Annotated in this window: 12 protein-coding genes and 4 pseudogenes; 12 read left to right on the top strand and 4 right to left on the bottom strand. The window is 61.3% G+C overall.

Features of this window, described 5'->3' with window-relative positions:
• Positions 1–7: 7 nt before the first annotated feature.
• The 3 genes and pseudogenes from ABRP34_RS23785 to ABRP34_RS23795 all read right to left on the bottom strand — a co-directional run bounded on the left by ABRP34_RS23785 (position 8) and on the right by ABRP34_RS23795 (position 2779).
• Positions 8–919 (bottom strand): NAD(P)-dependent oxidoreductase, encoded by a 912-nt coding sequence (locus tag ABRP34_RS23785; RefSeq protein ID WP_353713563.1) that lies wholly within the window; start codon positions 917–919, stop codon positions 8–10.
• A pseudogene (locus tag ABRP34_RS23790) lies at positions 913–1664 on the bottom strand (SDR family oxidoreductase). The gene ABRP34_RS23785 and the pseudogene ABRP34_RS23790 overlap by 7 nt, the downstream one beginning before the upstream one ends.
• The gene (locus ABRP34_RS23795) at positions 1661–2779 is read right to left on the bottom strand and encodes a zinc-binding dehydrogenase (RefSeq protein WP_353713564.1); all 1119 of its coding nucleotides are present in this window, start codon (positions 2777–2779) and stop codon (positions 1661–1663) included. Before ABRP34_RS23795 ends, ABRP34_RS23790 begins: the two are co-directional and overlap by 4 nt.
• 151 nt (positions 2780–2930) lie before the next feature.
• Here ABRP34_RS23795 and ABRP34_RS23800 point away from each other — a divergent pair, with 151 nt between their 5' ends.
• The 10 genes and pseudogenes from ABRP34_RS23800 to ABRP34_RS23845 all read left to right on the top strand — a co-directional run bounded on the left by ABRP34_RS23800 (position 2931) and on the right by ABRP34_RS23845 (position 9418).
• Positions 2931–3608 (top strand): GntR family transcriptional regulator, encoded by a 678-nt coding sequence (locus ABRP34_RS23800; RefSeq protein ID WP_353713565.1) that lies wholly within the window; start codon positions 2931–2933, stop codon positions 3606–3608.
• A 225-nt stretch (positions 3609–3833) separates the two neighbouring features.
• Positions 3834–5105 carry an MFS transporter gene (locus ABRP34_RS23805; RefSeq protein ID WP_353713566.1) on the top strand — a complete coding sequence of 424 codons (1272 nt, stop codon included), beginning with the start codon at positions 3834–3836 and terminating at the stop codon, positions 5103–5105.
• A gap of 82 nt (positions 5106–5187) precedes the next feature.
• Positions 5188–5598 (top strand): hypothetical protein, encoded by a 411-nt coding sequence (locus ABRP34_RS23810; protein WP_353713567.1) that lies wholly within the window; start codon positions 5188–5190, stop codon positions 5596–5598.
• 258 nt (positions 5599–5856) lie between these two features.
• Entirely contained in the window at positions 5857–6129 is a 273-nt protein-coding gene (locus ABRP34_RS23815) for an alpha/beta fold hydrolase (protein WP_353713568.1), read from the top strand.
• Positions 6130–6490: 361 nt separating this feature from the next.
• Positions 6491–6781, top strand: coding sequence for a hypothetical protein (locus ABRP34_RS23820; RefSeq protein ID WP_353713569.1), 291 nt, complete (start codon positions 6491–6493; stop codon positions 6779–6781).
• Positions 6693–7028: pseudogene (locus ABRP34_RS23825) on the top strand (aldehyde dehydrogenase family protein); the annotation flags it as partial. The gene ABRP34_RS23820 and the pseudogene ABRP34_RS23825, both read left to right, overlap by 89 nt.
• 76 nt (positions 7029–7104) lie before the next feature.
• A pseudogene (locus tag ABRP34_RS23830) lies at positions 7105–7206 on the top strand (hypothetical protein); the annotation flags it as partial.
• A gap of 76 nt (positions 7207–7282) precedes the next feature.
• Positions 7283–7982: pseudogene (locus ABRP34_RS23835) on the top strand (aldehyde dehydrogenase family protein).
• Between the two features lie 214 nt (positions 7983–8196).
• Positions 8197–8964, top strand: coding sequence for an MFS transporter (locus ABRP34_RS23840; protein WP_353713570.1), 768 nt, complete (start codon positions 8197–8199; stop codon positions 8962–8964).
• Entirely contained in the window at positions 8906–9418 is a 513-nt protein-coding gene (locus tag ABRP34_RS23845; RefSeq protein ID WP_353713571.1) for an MFS transporter, read from the top strand. The genes ABRP34_RS23840 and ABRP34_RS23845 overlap by 59 nt, the downstream gene beginning before the upstream one ends.
• 343 nt (positions 9419–9761) lie before the next feature.
• Here the strand turns inward: ABRP34_RS23845 and ABRP34_RS23850 are convergent, their stop codons facing one another.
• Positions 9762–10379, bottom strand: coding sequence for a LysR family transcriptional regulator (locus ABRP34_RS23850; protein WP_353713572.1), 618 nt, complete (start codon positions 10377–10379; stop codon positions 9762–9764).
• A 367-nt stretch (positions 10380–10746) separates the two neighbouring features.
• On the opposite strand from ABRP34_RS23850, the gene ABRP34_RS23855 reads away from it, so the two are divergent.
• Positions 10747–11736 carry a sugar ABC transporter substrate-binding protein gene (locus ABRP34_RS23855; RefSeq protein ID WP_353713573.1) on the top strand — a complete coding sequence of 330 codons (990 nt, stop codon included), beginning with the start codon at positions 10747–10749 and terminating at the stop codon, positions 11734–11736.
• A complete protein-coding gene (locus ABRP34_RS23860; protein WP_353713574.1) occupies positions 11736–12947 on the top strand; it encodes a sugar ABC transporter ATP-binding protein in 1212 nt (403 codons plus the stop codon). Before ABRP34_RS23855 ends, ABRP34_RS23860 begins: the two co-directional genes overlap by 1 nt.
• The last annotated feature ends 2007 nt before the right edge of the window (positions 12948–14954 follow it).

A 14954-nucleotide genomic window follows, 5' to 3' on the forward strand; every position in this document is an offset into this window, starting at 1 on the left:
CGGTCAATCAGCCGGCACGCAGGGATGTTCCGTTGAGTTTTTCGTAGTAGCGGACGAATTCCGTGTGGTCGGGCTGGGCGCTTTCGAGCAGTTCCCTGGCTTTCTCGGCCGTTGCCTGGGCGGTGAGCACGATTGGCGCCTCAGCGGATTGCTGGGAGATGAGGTTCGTGGCGATCCTGAGGTCCTTGAGCATCAGGTCCATGGCAAATCCGGAGTCGAAGGTTCCCGTCAGGACGTGCCGCGGGTACTTGAACTCGGATGCCTGGCTGCGTCCGGTGGAGCCGTTGATGACCTCAAGCATCTTTTCGGGGGCAATTCCGGCCGTGGCTGCAACGCTGAGGATCTCGGCTGCGGCTGCCAGGTTGGTGGCTGACAGCAGGTTGTTCAGGGCCTTCGCTGCGTGGCCGGTGCCTGCCGGGCCCACGTGTGTGATGGTCTCGCCGAGGGGGCGGAGGTGACGTTTGGCGCGTTCGACGGCGGTGCTGTCGCCGCCGACCATGATGGCCAGCTTTCCCACCTCGGCCTTGGCGACGCCGCCGGAAACCGGTGCGTCAACATAATCAATACCAATAGCTGCAGCCTCGGCCGCGAGGGCAGCCGTGCTTTCGGGCTCGGAGGAGCTCATGTCGATGATGAGAGATCTTGCGGGCAACCGTTTGAAGAGACCGGGACTGGTGCGGAGCACAGATTCGACGATGCGGCTGTTGGGGAGCATGAGTATTACGGTCCGGACGTGCGAGGGCATGTATTCCAGGTCCGGTAACGCGATGCCGTTGGTTGCCGCCGCTACCTCGGCGGCGGCCACGGGATTTGTGTCGTAGACGAACAGTTCCCGCCCGGCCGCATAATTGATAGCCATCGGGCGGCCCATGTTGCCGAGCCCTATGAAAAGGGAGGCATGGTGTTGGATTTCTACCATGTTGATGTTCCTCCATCGATCGTCAGGACGGACCCTGTGGCAAAGCTGGATTCTTTGGCGGCGAGCCAGATGATGGCTTCGGCGATTTCTTCAGGTCGGCCCATGCGGTGCATGGGGGAACGGCCGTTGAGTTCGTCCAAGAGCTGCTGCGGGTCCTCGGATTCTCTGATCATCTTGTCGAAGTAGGGCGAATTGACGGTTCCAGGGGCAACTGCGTTGACCCTGATTCCTTGGTCCGCGTGGTCCAGGGCCATGGCCCGGGTCAGCGCCGAGACGCCGCCTTTCGAGGCTACGTAGGCGGCGCGATTGCGGATTCCCACGGCTGCCGTGTAGGAGGAAGTGTTCACGATTCTGCCATCACCGGTCTTGGCGAGCTCTGGGATGGCGTACTTGGAGCAGAGGAACACGCCTTTGAGGTTGACGGACATGAGGCGGTCCCAGTTGTCCTCATCGATCTCCGGGACGCTTCCGGGAAGCCGAAGCCGGCGTTGTTGCAGAGGACGTCGATGCCACCGAAGTTGTCTACGACGGTCTGCACCATTGCGCGTACGCTGGCCGAGTCGCTAACGTCGACGGTGACGGCCAAGGCCTTCGCACCTGCTGCGGCCGCTACGTCTGCTGCGGCAGCTTCGTTCTTGTCCGCTATTGCTACGTTCGCGCCGAGCTCACCGAATCGGAGGGCAGTTGCCCGGCCAATTCCGCTTCCAGCACCGGTGACAATGACGGTCTGATCGGTAAAATTCACGAGGCCCTTTCCTTGAGGTTGATGATCTGGCGGATGACTTTGCCTTCACGAAGTTGATCCATGGCGTGGTTTATGTCTTCCAGGGCGATGGTTCCGGTGATGAGCCTTTCCACCGGCAGGATGCCGTCGAGGTACATCTGTGCGTACCGGGCGATGTCTTCGGACGGAATACCTGAGCCCATGTAGGACCCGATGAGCTGCCTGGCTTCCACGACAAGGCTCAACGGGGAAATCTCCAGCCGCGCATCAGGGCGGGGAAGGCCGACTGTCACAGTCCGGCCGCCCGGTTTTGTGAGGTTGATGGCTCCGGAAAGCGCCGCCGGGTTGCCCACACATTCAATAACAGCATCGAACTTCAGTCCTGCGGCGGCGGCTTCGTCCGGCGTATAGGCGGCAGTTGCGCCGATTTCCAACGATGTTTCCAGCTTGGCGGACAGCATGTCGATAGCAGTGACCTCACCGGCGCCGACAGCCTTGGCCACCAGAGCAGCCGCGAGGCCCACGCCGCCCATGCCGATGATGGCAACGGACTCACCCGGACGGACCTTTGCCGCATTGATAACCGCACCGCCGCCAGTCAGGACAGCGCAGCCCAGGAGGGCGCCAACATCGGCGGGCACGCCTTCAGGCAGCGGCACCACAGAATGCTTGTCGACGACGGCGTACTCGGCGAAGGCCGAGACCCCGCCGTGGTGGTCAAGCGGCTGGCCGTCAATCCGGAGACGGCGTTCGCCGTGAAGCAGCGTACCTTCAGCGTTGGCTTTAGTTCCCTCGAGGCACAGTGCCCACCCGCTGGAAGTGCATGCGGCGCACTCGCCACAGCGTGGCATAAATGTCATGGTGACTCGTTGACCCACCCTCAACTCGCCGCAGTCTTCCCCGAGTTCCTCGATGATGCCCGATCCTTCGTGGCCCAGCACCATGGGGACCGCACATTCACGCACGCCGCTGACGCGCGAGAGATCCGAATGGCACACGCCCGCGGCCTCCATGCGGATGAGCAGTTCGCCGCGTCCGGGCGCGTCGAGGGTCAGTTCGGCCACATTGATGGGGGTGGTGTTCTCCCAGGGCGTCGGCGCCCCGATCGTTTCCAGAACCGCTCCTCTGAACTTCATCGTCCTACTCCAGTCCCCGCCGCTATCGGCGGACTAATTCTTGTGACCTGGGCTACGTACTAATCCAGTATTACAGTAATACCACTCAGCATGTCCAGTCCCAAATTGCCGGTTTTCGCGTATGATGGTGAAACCCTCAAGAAGGAATGCTATGACTATCGATGCCATCCGCAGGACCGCAGCTCCGCTCCGGACGGAAGTGGTCAACGCGCTGCGCCGCGCCATCGTTGCCCAGGAATTCGTACCCGGTGAGCGACTGGTGGAAACGGTGATGTGCGAGAAGTACTCCGTTAGCCGGACGGTTGTGCGCGAAGCCCTCAGGCAGCTCGAATCCGAGGGCCTTGTGACTATGGTCCCGAATCGGGGCCCCGAGGTCGCTACGCTAAGCATTCATGACGCCGAGAGCCTCTATGAAGTGCGCCGTGCGCTTGAATCGCTGGCAGGTAGCCTTTTCGCCGAACGGGCCACCGACGCGCAGTGCACCGAGCTGGTCGCCAGGCTCAGTGAAGTCAAGGGCGCCGTGGCCTCTGGCGACCCCGAACAGCGCTTGGCAGCGAAGGATCGTTACTATGACGTTCTGCTGGAAGGCACTGGAAATGCCGAGATCGCCCGCATGCTGCGCAGCGTGAATGCCCGGACACAGATGCTCCGTACGCTTTCGTTGGCCGCGCCCGGCCGGGATGCCCGAACCGTTGCCGAGATTACCCGCATCACGGCCGCGGCGGCTGTCAATCGCGATCCGAACGAAGCCCGAGAAGCGTGCGAAGAGCATGTGCGGAACGCGGCCGAGGCGGCGCTCGGTGAGATGCGAAAACTTCACGCCGGCTGACCCGGTGCCATCGGAAAGCCCCGCCCGCCCTTGTGGCGGGCGGGGCTTTTTTTGCTTTCCACGTCGGCGGTTGACGTGTGGCACGTCACCCTAAGCTCATAACACCGTAATACGGTCTTATGACCATCCCGCGAAAGCCGGACCCGTACTCTGTTTTGAAAGGTGAGCGTTATGGGCGCATCATCAGCGACACTGGCGTCGCGACCTTCACCGGTGAAGGTCGCCATGGCTAGCTTTATCGGCACCACCATCGAGTGGTACGACTACTACATCTTCGGCGCAGCGACTGTCCTGGTACTGAACAGCCAGTTCTTCCCCACCCTTGACCCGTTTGCAGGCACCCTAGCCTCCTTTGCCACGTTTGCGGTGGCGTTTATCGCCCGCCCGTTCGGCGGGGCCTTCTTCGGCCACTTCGGCGACAAGATCGGCCGGAAAAAGATGCTCGTCTGGTCCGTTCTGGCCATGGGCCTCGGAACGCTGGTGGTGGGGTTGCTCCCCAACTACGCCACCATCGGCATCTGGGCCCCGATCCTCCTGGTGGTCTGCCGCTTCCTGCAGGGTTTCGCCGTTGGAGGTGAATGGGGCGGTGCAGTGCTCATGTCTCTGGAGCACGCGCCAGCCAACAAGCGTGCCTTCTTTGCCAGTTTTCCTCAGGCCGGCGTCCCGGCTGGCACCGTGCTCTCCAGCGGTACGTTTGCCCTCATTGCCCTCATGCCGCAGGACCAACTCCTGGCTTGGGGCTGGCGCATCCCGTTCATCGCATCTGTCCTGCTCGTGGTCGTGGGTCTATGGATCCGCCTGAAAGTCACGGAATCACCTGAGTTCCTGGAAATCCAGGAAAAGAACGAGGTTCCAAAGGTTCCCGCCTTGGAGGTGTTCAAGTCCCACAAGCGCTCCCTCATGCACGGCATCCTGTGTGGCTTCGCTCCGAACTTCACGTTCTACATCGCCACCGTGTTCCTGGTTAGCTATGGCCCCAAGCAACTCGGCATTCCGTCCGGCACGATCTTCGTCGCCTTGATGATCGCGGCATCGCTCCAAGTGTTCACTCTGCCGTTCTTCGCGACGTTTGCTGACAAGCACAGCCAGAAGAAGGTGCTTTTGACCGGCTGCGTCCTTGTGGCTGCCGGAGCATTCCCGGTCTTCGCTCTCTTTAGCACCGGCACCTTCTGGGGAATCCTGGCCGCCCTGGTCATCGCTCTGCCGATTCTCCATGGCGTCTCTTATGGAGTGATTTCTGGGTTTACGGCCGAACTCTTCCCCACCGAGGTGCGTTACACGGGCACGTCCCTTGCATACCAGCTCGGCGGCATTGTGACCTCCGCCCCCGTGCCGATCATCGCGACCCTGCTAATCCAGCAGTACCAGTCCAGCAACGCGGTCGCGTGGTACATGGTGATCTCCGCTGTGCTTGGCTTCATAGCCATCGCCACCGCCAAGACAGTCCGGCGCAAGAACGGCAATGCCATCGCCCGAGTGGACGAACTGACCATCTGAAGGATCTCTCCGGGGAAAGCCGGGGACTTCCGTCCCCGGCCTGAACACCCTCAGTCCGCTGCCCGAACGCAGAAAGTTGTTCATGACTTCAACTAACAACACGTCCCCCGTCATTTCGGACCTGTGGTTTACCCATCTCGCCAACGCGGTACAGGCTGATGGCGAGATTCAGGTCATCGGCAAGTACAGCGACTTTTGGATAGATGCTGTCTCACCGGGAAACTGGCGCGTGGCGCTGAACTTCCGCGACGCGACCCTCGTGCTAACCCCCTGGAAGGATTTGCCCGGGGACCATATCGTCATTTCGGCTACGCAGGCCGGCTGGGGGCAGGTGTTCGATCCTCAGCCGAAACCCCAGCACCATGACCTGCTCGCCCTCGCAAAAAACAGCCCCGACGTCACGGTGGGCGGTTCCGACGTCGAACTTGTTCGCAACCTCAGGGTCCTCGCACGACTCGTGGACCTCGGAAAGGCCCTTCATGTCCAGCACTGAGACCCCGGCAGCAATGATCGAAGACGTTGTCGGCCGCTACGTGAACCTCACCTCTTCAGGCCGCGCCCAGCGCATCTACTTCGAAGAAGCCGGCAGCGGGCCGGTGCTGCTCTGCCTTCACACGGCAGGAGCAGATTCCCGGCAGTTCCGGCACCTGCTCAATGATCCGGAGATCACCAGCCGTTTCCGTGTGGTGGCCTTCGACCTTCCACTGGCACGGACGATCCCTCCCCCGAAGGATGGTGGAAGGAAGAATACTTGCTTACTGCTGATGCCTATGTCGCCGTGGTCCGTGACTTCGCAGCGGCGCTGGACCTTCAGCAGCCCATGGTTATCGGTTGCTCGATGGCCGGTTCGCTTGTGCTGGAGCTGGCCCGCAGGCACGCTGACGAGATAGGTGCAGTCATTGGTCTGTCCGGGGCGCTCAAAGTTAACGGGCGGTTCCAGGACTGGTCCCTGCGTCCTGATGTTAACGCCCAGCAGTCCGTACCGACACTGGACCTCGAGCCTTATGGCGCCGCAGAGTCCTGAGCTCTCCCGCCGCGAGGTGTGGTGGATCTACAGCCAAGGGGGTCCGGGCATCTACCGCGGTGACACTTACTTCTACTCCCAGGATCTTGACCTGCGGGGAGGTGGCATGAGATTGACACCGAAGCATGCCCTGTCTACCTCCTGACCGGCGAATACGACCATGCCTGCACACCTGCCGACACGGCAGCCGCGATCGCCGAAATCCCGGGAGCAAAGGGTGGTGCAATGCAAGACATCGGGCACTTCCCGATGGCCGAGAACTACCCACTGTTTAAGACCCATCTCCTGCCGATCCTCGACGAGCTCCAACCGGACCACGACGGCAGGGGAACTCGACTCACTTGCCCGGAAGGAACCACACATGCCTGAAACGGCTATCGTCACACCTGAACTGGAGCGACTGCTGCTCTCCACCATTCCTACCGGCCTGTTGATCAATGGCCAGTGGCGCGACGCGAGCGGCGGTGGGACGTTCGCCGTTGAAGATCCCGCAACGGGCAGGACCCTGCTGGAAATCGCGGATGCCACCAGCGCCGACGCGATGGCGGCCCTGGATGCCGCCGATGCCGTTCCAGTCCTCCTGGGCGCGGACAGCCCCGCGGGTACGGGCCGAGATCCTGCGCCGCGGCGACCTGGTGACCGAACGGGCTGAAGACTTCGCGTTGCTGATGACCTTGGAGATGGGCAAACCGTTGGCAGAGGCCCGCGGCGAAGTGACTTACGGGGCAGAGTTCCTCCGCTGGTTCTCGGAGGAGACTGTCCGGGACTACGGCCGCTACCTCACCTCTCCGGAGGGAAAGAATAAGATCCTGGTCCAGCGCAAGCCGGTGGGCCCGTGCCTGTTGATCACGCCGTGGAACTTCCCACTGGCCATGGCCACCCGCAAGGTCGCCCCGGCCATTGCAGCCGGTTGCACGATGGTGCTCAAACCCGCCAAATTCACCCCATTGACGTCGCTGTTGTTTCGCGCAGGTCATGCAGGAAGCCGGTCTGCCAGCTGGCGTGCTGAACGTCGTGGCTTCATCTTCCGCATCAGCCATTTCAGGGCCGCTGATGCGCGACTCTCGCCTTCGGAAGGTCTCGTTCACAGGTTCGACGCCGGTCGGTCGTCGCCTGCTCGCAGACGCGTCCCAGAACGTGCTGCGGGACCTCCATGGAGCTGGGAGGCAACGCCCCCTTCATCGTGTTCGACGACGCCGACCTGGACAAGGCAGTGCAGGGTGCAATGGCAGCGAAGATGCGCAATATGGGCGAGGCCTGCACCGCCGCCAACCGGTTCCTTGTCCATTCGGCCGTGGCGGAGGAATTCACGACGAAGTTCGCCGCAGCCATGGGCGCGCTGACCTTGGGCCGCGGTACTGACCCGTACCACCGTGGGACCCGTGATCGACGCCGGTGCCCGCAAGGACATCCACGCTCTTGTTACCGAAGCCGTGGAACAGGGCGCCACCGTCGCCACCGGCGGGGCACCTGTCGACGGCGCAGGCTACTTCTATCCACCCACCGTGCTCGCGAACGTGCCACACGACGCGACGATTCTGGGGAGTGAGATCTTCGGCCCGGTCGCGCCGGTGACGACGTTCCGGACCGAGGACGAAGCCATCCGCACGGCAAATGCCTCTGAGTACGGGTTGGCGTCATACCTGTTCACCCGTGACCATGCCCGGATGCTCCGCGTCGCCGAGCAGATCGAGTTCGGCATGGTCGGCTTCCAACGCCGGTATCATCTCCAACGCCGCGGCACCATTTGGCGGGGTCAAGCAATCGGGTCTGGGCAGGAAGGCGGCGCCGAAGGCCTCGCTGAATACACCACCGCGCAGTACATCGCCATTCCCAACCCCTACGAGGATTAAGCCCGATGGCCCGCGCGTTGCCGAGCGGGGGCCATCGCCTCACCACTTGGCCTCCGTCCCTTGCTCGCAACAGGGGCGGAGGCCAATCCATGCCCGAAACAGGAGTCAACAGAGAGGTTCGTGTTCATGCAGAGCACCACACTCCCGGTCAGTACGGAAATATCTCCGGCAACGCGCCGCAAGACTGCCCTCGCGGTCGGAGTCGGCAACCTTCATGGAATGGTTCGACTTCGCCGTATATGGCTTCTTTGCCAGCATTATCGGGAAGCTGTTCTTCCCCGAGAGCACGCCAATCCTGTCCCTGCTGAGCGCTTTCGCCGTCTTTGCCGTGGGTTTCATCATGAGGCCCTTGGGTGCCTTCATCCTGGGCCCTATCGGCGACAAACACGGCCGGAAAGCAGCTCTGGTGTGGTCGGTGCTGCTTATGGGCGGCGCCACCACGGTGATGGGTTTGCTGCCAACGTACACTGTGGCAGGCCTCCTGGCCCCGGTTCTGCTGGTCGTGCTGCGGTGCGTTCAGGGCATCGCAGCAGGTGGTGAGTGGAGCGGTTCCGCTGCCTACCTGGTGGAAAGCGCGCCGAACAACAAGCGGGGCCTGTATGCGAGCCTCATCTCCGGAACAGCAGCGCTGGCGTTCATCGTTGGCAGTTTCGTCGCGCTCGGACTCAGCTCCGCCCTCTCCCCGGAGCACCTGTCGGGCTGGGGCTGGCGGCTGCCGTTCCTCCTGGCTGCCCCCATGTCCTTGGCGGGGCTGTACATTCGCATGAAGCTTGGCGACACGCCTGTATTCGAGGGACTGAAGTCGGAACAGCGCGTGGCCGGTTCCCCGCTGACCAAGGCCGGCACCAAGGGCCTCAAACCAATCCTCATTACCTTCGCGTTCTCCAGTGTCTCCGGACTCGGTATCTACTACGGCCACATACATGAACAACCACCTGACCACCTCACTGGGCTTGGACCGTGCGTCGGCCCTGATGCTTAGCGGGGCCGGCCTGTTCATCTACCTGCTGATGTGCCCTCTGGCCGGAATCCTGTCAGACCGCTACGGCCGGCGCAGCCTGAATATCCTTGGCACCGTAGGCTTCGTGGTGCTGTCCATTCCGTCGTTCCTGCTCATGGGCACCGGTAACGGCATCGCAATCGTGGCCGGCCTGATCCTCTTCGGCGCCTGCCAGTCACTCTGCAGCGTTACCAACGTAGTTCTGCTCGTTGAACTGTTCCCGGCTTCAACCCGGTCCAGCGGCAGTGCACTGGGATACAACTTGGGTCTTGCCCTCGTCGCCGGTCCTGGGCCGCTGATCGCGGCGGCGATGGCAAGTTCCACCGGGACCTCTACGTCGGCAGCTTGGTACATGGCTGTTGTGGCCCTGATCGCCGTTCCCATGCTGCTGAAGTGGCTTCCCGAGACGTTCAAACAGGACATCCAAGCGGGGTGACGCGATCCTGCCGCTTACGGGAGCGTATCGAAGGTTCAGTGCGCTTGCCGCGCGTGGCCCGGTTGCACTCAATCCTGACCGGTGGTGCGGGCTTCGTGCGCGGGGAAAGGAGTTAATCGCTTGAACCAGAGTCGTCAGTTCGTGAACGAAATCTTCTATTTCCCCAGACGCATAGTGGGCCGGGTCCCAGGCGGCGAAAAAGTGTACGACGAGCGGTTTTCCCTGATGCACAACGAAAGCGTGCTGCAGGTTGTAGGCGGCAGGCTCTATAACGACCGCATTGCCTCTGCCAGCGGCCGCCATCGCCTGAGCAATGATGGGGTCCGTGGTTGTCGTCGCCAAACTAAAGGTCGAGACCGGCCCGATCGGCCGTTAGCCGAACTTGGCTTTCTACCGCCCTGCCATACCCCGGCAGCAACACCGGATATCGCACGACATCGGCCAGCTCAGCGTTTCCGTTCTTCACTTGAAACGGTGGGGTCCCTGAATACTGGACCTGGATCAATGTTGAACTCAATGTATGTGCCGCCAAATTGGGCGGCGGCTCGGAAGGTGTTAATGGCCAACGTCCGCGCCTTTCCTCAGCTCCCCGTAAACCTCTGACGGTATGGCCGTCCGGATAGCGGCAACCGGTGCGCCCTCCGCAATGTAGGGGGCAATGAAGTGATGAGCTGTCATTTCCGGACAGGTCAACGTGAACGACCGGGTGCCAAAGCGTAATGCCTCTCATGACGCCCTCCGCTCTGCGGATGCGGTTGCGCATGTCTAGGGCCATCTCCCGGAGGTGGTCGCCTGCGGGTGTGATGATCATCCCGGAGGGCGTCCGGTGAAACAGCTGCACTCCAAGTTGGCGCTCAAGTGAGATCACCCGGCGGGAAACAGCAGGCTGGGAAATGTGCATGGTTTCCGCCGCTTCCCGAACTCGACCCTGCCTCGGCGACAGCCAGGAAATGCATGACATCCGTGTAGTCCATGATGACCTCAGGTTATCACCCTAGAAGGAATTGGCATTGGACAGTTATCACGCCTCCGTCGACGATAGAGACATGAATCACAGACTTGAAGGGATGCCGTGAGGCACGGAGCGGTGCGCAAATACCGCCGCTGAAATCTAGTAACACCGGAGTTGGACAGGTTCCATTTCACTCATCTGGTCCGTATATACCAGTCTGCTGAGCCGACACCAAGCCTGAGCAAGGAGCATAAATGAGCACGAATACACTGCCGGTTTCCGGCCACCGTCATGTCGGGATCCTGGAGGTGAACTGCTAGTGGGACTCTCACAAAGGACCTTGACGGGTGCGCGTCGCAACGTAGCGATTGGCGCTGTGGCCCTCAGTGTGGTCAGTGCACTGTCTGCCTGTGGCAGCCCGTCGGGCTCCTCAAACAGCGCCTCCGACACGACGCCCAAGATCGCCTATTTCATGGGCTCGCGATCGAACAGCTACATGTCCGCGTCCCTCGACGGCATCGAAGAAGTTGCTAAGAAGTACGGCGGCACGGTAACGGCGTTCGACGGCAAATTTGACCCAGCCACACAACAGGCACAGATTCAGGATGCTCTGGCATCAGGAAAGTTCAACGCCTTCATTGTCGGTGCCGTCAACAACACCGCGCTGGTCCCAGTCACGGAAGACGCAATCAGCCAGGGCATCAAGGTGGCCAGCAACGGCTTCCCCCTCGGCCCCGACATCAGCACCAACAAGGCACAGCTGGATGGACAGGTCATGAGCGCCGTCGGCTCGTCGACCCGCTACGGAGAACTTATCGGAACAGCGACCACAGAAGCCTGCGCCAGCAAGAATCCCTGCAAAGTGGTCTACATGAGCGGCGATCCAAAGGTCGCGTTCGAGAAGATCAAGTTCGAAAGCTTCGAAAAGGCGATCGCCGGGCACAAGAACGTCCAAGTGGTCACTCGGGTTCAGAGCGAGTACTTGGCTGATCCGGCCCGCCAGGTGATGCAGGACGTATTGCAGTCACACCCTGATATTGACGTCGTCGCCTCCAACGGCGATCAGATGGCCGACGGATCAGCCCAGGCCGGCACCGCTGCTGGCGCTCACTTCGTCGTCATCGGTCAGGGAGCCAGCGAGATCGCGTACAAGGGTGTCATGTCCGGCAAATGGTATGCATCAGCGATCGGGCTCCCGAAAGACGAGGGAGTACTCACCGCAGAAGCCGTGGCAAAGGCCCTTAAGGGGGAGAAAGTCTCACCCGACTTCGCTGACCCGGCCGCGGTAGCCGGCTACACCGAGGGACTCCTGACGAAGGACTTTATTAAGCAGCACCCCGATTTCAAGCCACAGTGGTCGGGCTAATGAACCATCCGACGTCAGAACAGATTTCGCTGGACCGCAGCACGACCCCGCGCGACGATGTGATCATCGCGCGGGGGATCTCCAAACGCTTCGGTGGCGTTCTCGCCTTGGACAGCGTCGATGTTTCCGTGCAGCGGGGACACGTACACGCCCTCGTCGGCGAGAACGGGGCTGGCAAGTCGACGCTCGGCAAGCTGATGGCGGGCGTTCACTCGCCAGATGGCGGTGCGCTGCTGGTTGATGGACGGGAAGTCAGATACAGCGCACCGAGGGACGCGCTTCACGATGGAATCACTCTCATTGCCCGTGAACTGGCCCTGGTTCCGGAACGCACCGTTTTGGAGAATGTCTTTCTTGGAGTCGAAGGCGGAACTGCCGGCTTCGCATCGCGCAAGGATCTTCGTGAAAGATACGAAGAACTGAGTGAACGTTCCGGACTGAGCGTGGATCCGCGGGCACGCGTCGGCTCGCTCCGTGTTGCTGCACAACAGAAGGTCGAAATCCTCAGGGCACTGGCCCGGGGCTCGAAAGTCATCGTGATGGATGAGCCAACAGCTGCACTGACCCGTGACGAAGCCGGCCAGTTGCTCCAAATAATTGATCAGCTCCGTCGCCAGGGAACAACAATCATCTACGTCTCGCACTTCCTCCATGAGGTGCTTGATATCGCAGATCGGACGACCATCCTCAAGGACGGACGCCTTGTCCGGACCACTATGGCCATGGATGAGACGCCCGATACTCTCGTTCAGGCAATGCTGGGGCGTGCTGCCTCCGTAGCTTTTCCTGAGCGTCAGCGGCCGAAGCCGGATGCACCTGTGGTCTTGGCCGTCGACAATCTCCAGCGAGGTCCTGCGGGTCACCGGTGCCAGTTTCCAAATCCATGCCGGCCGAAATCGTCGGCATCGCCGGTATCTTGTCGGTTCGGGACGCTCCGAACTCGCTCGGCCGCTAATCTTTTGGGGCCGACCGTCCCACAGGCGGGGAAGATGTTCCTCCATGGCCAGGAAGTACGGTTTCGTTCGCCCCGGGCAGCCGTTCGGGCCGGAATAGCGATGCTGCCGGAAAGCCGGAAGGACCAAGGCCTGGTCGTGGGGGCGACAGTCCGCGACAACGTACTCATGGCCCATCGGCCGACAGTTTCGCGATGGGGCATCATTCAGCCTTCCGAGAGCCAGCGACGTTGCCGGAACGAACCCTGCGCGACGTAGGTGCCACGGTGCAGGGCGGCATACCGTTCCGGTCTCGACGCTGTCAGGTGGAAAACCAACAGAAGGTTGCGCTGGGGAAATGGCTGAGTTAAGCGGCCTGAGTTGCTCATAGTCGACGAACCGACCCGCGGCGTTCGACGTCGGCGCCAAGCGCGCCATCTACGAGTTACTGATCAGGTGATTACGCGGCTGGAAGGGATTGGCGATTCTGCTGATCTCTTCAGAGCTTGAGGAAAGTGCTGGGGGCTTGCACACCGCACACTCGTGTCATGCGATCGAGGCGAAATCGTAGAGCAGATCGACGCCGACGATGCGACCGAAGAGGTCGTGATGCCGATGATCTTGGGTACAGGGAAGAAAATCATGAGGTGAGAAAATCGAAAAATTGAGCCCAATGGGCACAAAACCTCGCCTGGCGAATCTTAGATTCAGCCGCGGAAGCCTGAGCGAGTACGGCATCATCGTAAGCTTCTGGTCCTTACCGTTCTGGCTGTCCGTATCCAGCGACGTGTTCCTCACACCGCGAAACGCTCTGAACATTTTGACCAATGGGCGCCAGGTAGGCATTATTGCCCTCGGCTGCAGACGCTCGTGATCATCTGCCGGAGGGTTCGACCTCTCCTGTCGCAGCGATCTTCATGCAGTCGGTGGAGTGATAGCGCGGCCCAAACCACGAACGCCACCGGGTCTGTCCTACTTCCGGGTGGGTCTCTGGGGCTCTCGCCACGGCGCAGTATGATGGGCCTTCAACTCAACGGCGGCCTGGTGATCCTTCGGGCGGATCAACCCCGCTCATTCGCCACTCTGGCGGACCTCTGAACGCCTGGCGTTCGGCGGCCTTGCCTACTGGCGCTCACCGGCGGCATCGCTCATCACTGTGGAGGACCAGGCATTCAGGGTCCCTCGGCAGGGGACACTGCTTATGGGCGTCATATGTGGACAATCTGGCTGTTCCTCCTTGCCATCGTCCTGGCCAGCATCCGCCTTGTCGAGGAGCAACTTCGGCCGGTATATCTTCTCGCCACAGGTGGCAAACAGCGAGGCAGCGCGACTCTCCGGGAATCAAGACCGGACAGATCTCGGCGACCACCTACGCTATTTTCCGGTCTCTTGTGCGGGCATAGCAGGGACGTAATGGTCGCCAGTCGGATCGGCACGGGACAAACCGACGCCGGCGCGTCCTTTCGCACTCACCCCTCTATTGCCGCAGTAGTGGCTTTGGGGCACCTCCATCAAAGGCGGGATACGGTGCCATCTGGCGCACAGTGCTGGGTGTCCTCATGCTCGCCTTCATCGGTAACGGATTCAACCTGTTGGGAGTGGACCCGGTTTACCAGCAGATGGTTATGGGCGCCATCATCGCACTCGCGGCCAGAAAGGCCTTGACGCCTGGGCCAGAAAGTCCGACTGACCCATCGAGAACACCGAGGCCGAGGCCCCTCGATGCAAAAACGCGGCGGTCCGGGCCCGGGAACACGGCGCTTTGGCACCTCCCGGCTCCCCGGTCCAGGCCCGTAGCCCTCACATTGGTAAAGAGGATGATGAACATGAAAGTGGGCGTGTGCATGAATCCGACAAACCACCATTGTCGCTTGGGGGAAATCCATGAGCGTCGGATCGGGCCGTGTGGCTGGGAAAGCCGCACTCGTCACGGAAGTGCGGCAAACGGAAGTTGGCCGAGCTACGGCGATATGTTGCTCGCCGAGGAGTGGTGCTGCCGTTGCCTGCATAGATATTAACGGCACTCAGGCCGCCGGCGTTGCAAGAAGAGATTGTCACCGCAGGCGGTCGTGCGTTTGGCATGCAAGCGGATGTCTCAACCCGGGAAGGCACCCAGGCGATGGCTGCCGCAGCAGTTGAACGTTCGGCTGCATCGATATCCTCCACGCGCGCGGGCATTGCCGGGGTGTACGAACCTGTCCACCGGTTCCCGGAAAGACATGTGGGAAAAAGTCATTGCCACAAATCTGACCAGCGTCTTCCTAGGTTCGAAAGCCGTGCTGCCCT

This window comes from Arthrobacter sp. K5, from assembly GCF_040448525.1.
Taxonomy (GTDB): Bacteria; Actinomycetota; Actinomycetes; order Actinomycetales; family Micrococcaceae; genus Arthrobacter; species Arthrobacter globiformis.

Bases quoted from the DNA above. Each gene is read 5' to 3' on its own strand.
- ABRP34_RS23785 (WP_353713563.1), bottom strand. From the start codon at position 919: ATGGTAGAAATCCAACACCATGCCTCCCTTTTCATAGGGCTCGGCAAC.
- ABRP34_RS23795 (WP_353713564.1), bottom strand. From the start codon at position 2,779: ATGAAGTTCAGAGGAGCGGTTCTGGAAACGATCGGGGCGCCGACGCCC.
- ABRP34_RS23800 (WP_353713565.1), top strand. From the start codon at position 2,931: ATGACTATCGATGCCATCCGCAGGACCGCAGCTCCGCTCCGGACGGAA.
- ABRP34_RS23805 (WP_353713566.1), top strand. From the start codon at position 3,834: ATGGCTAGCTTTATCGGCACCACCATCGAGTGGTACGACTACTACATC.
- ABRP34_RS23810 (WP_353713567.1), top strand. From the start codon at position 5,188: ATGACTTCAACTAACAACACGTCCCCCGTCATTTCGGACCTGTGGTTT.
- ABRP34_RS23820 (WP_353713569.1), top strand. From the start codon at position 6,491: ATGCCTGAAACGGCTATCGTCACACCTGAACTGGAGCGACTGCTGCTC.
- ABRP34_RS23840 (WP_353713570.1), top strand. From the start codon at position 8,197: ATGGAATGGTTCGACTTCGCCGTATATGGCTTCTTTGCCAGCATTATC.
- ABRP34_RS23845 (WP_353713571.1), top strand. From the start codon at position 8,906: ATGAACAACCACCTGACCACCTCACTGGGCTTGGACCGTGCGTCGGCC.
- ABRP34_RS23850 (WP_353713572.1), bottom strand. From the start codon at position 10,379: ATGTCATGCATTTCCTGGCTGTCGCCGAGGCAGGGTCGAGTTCGGGAA.
- ABRP34_RS23860 (WP_353713574.1), top strand. From the start codon at position 11,736: ATGAACCATCCGACGTCAGAACAGATTTCGCTGGACCGCAGCACGACC.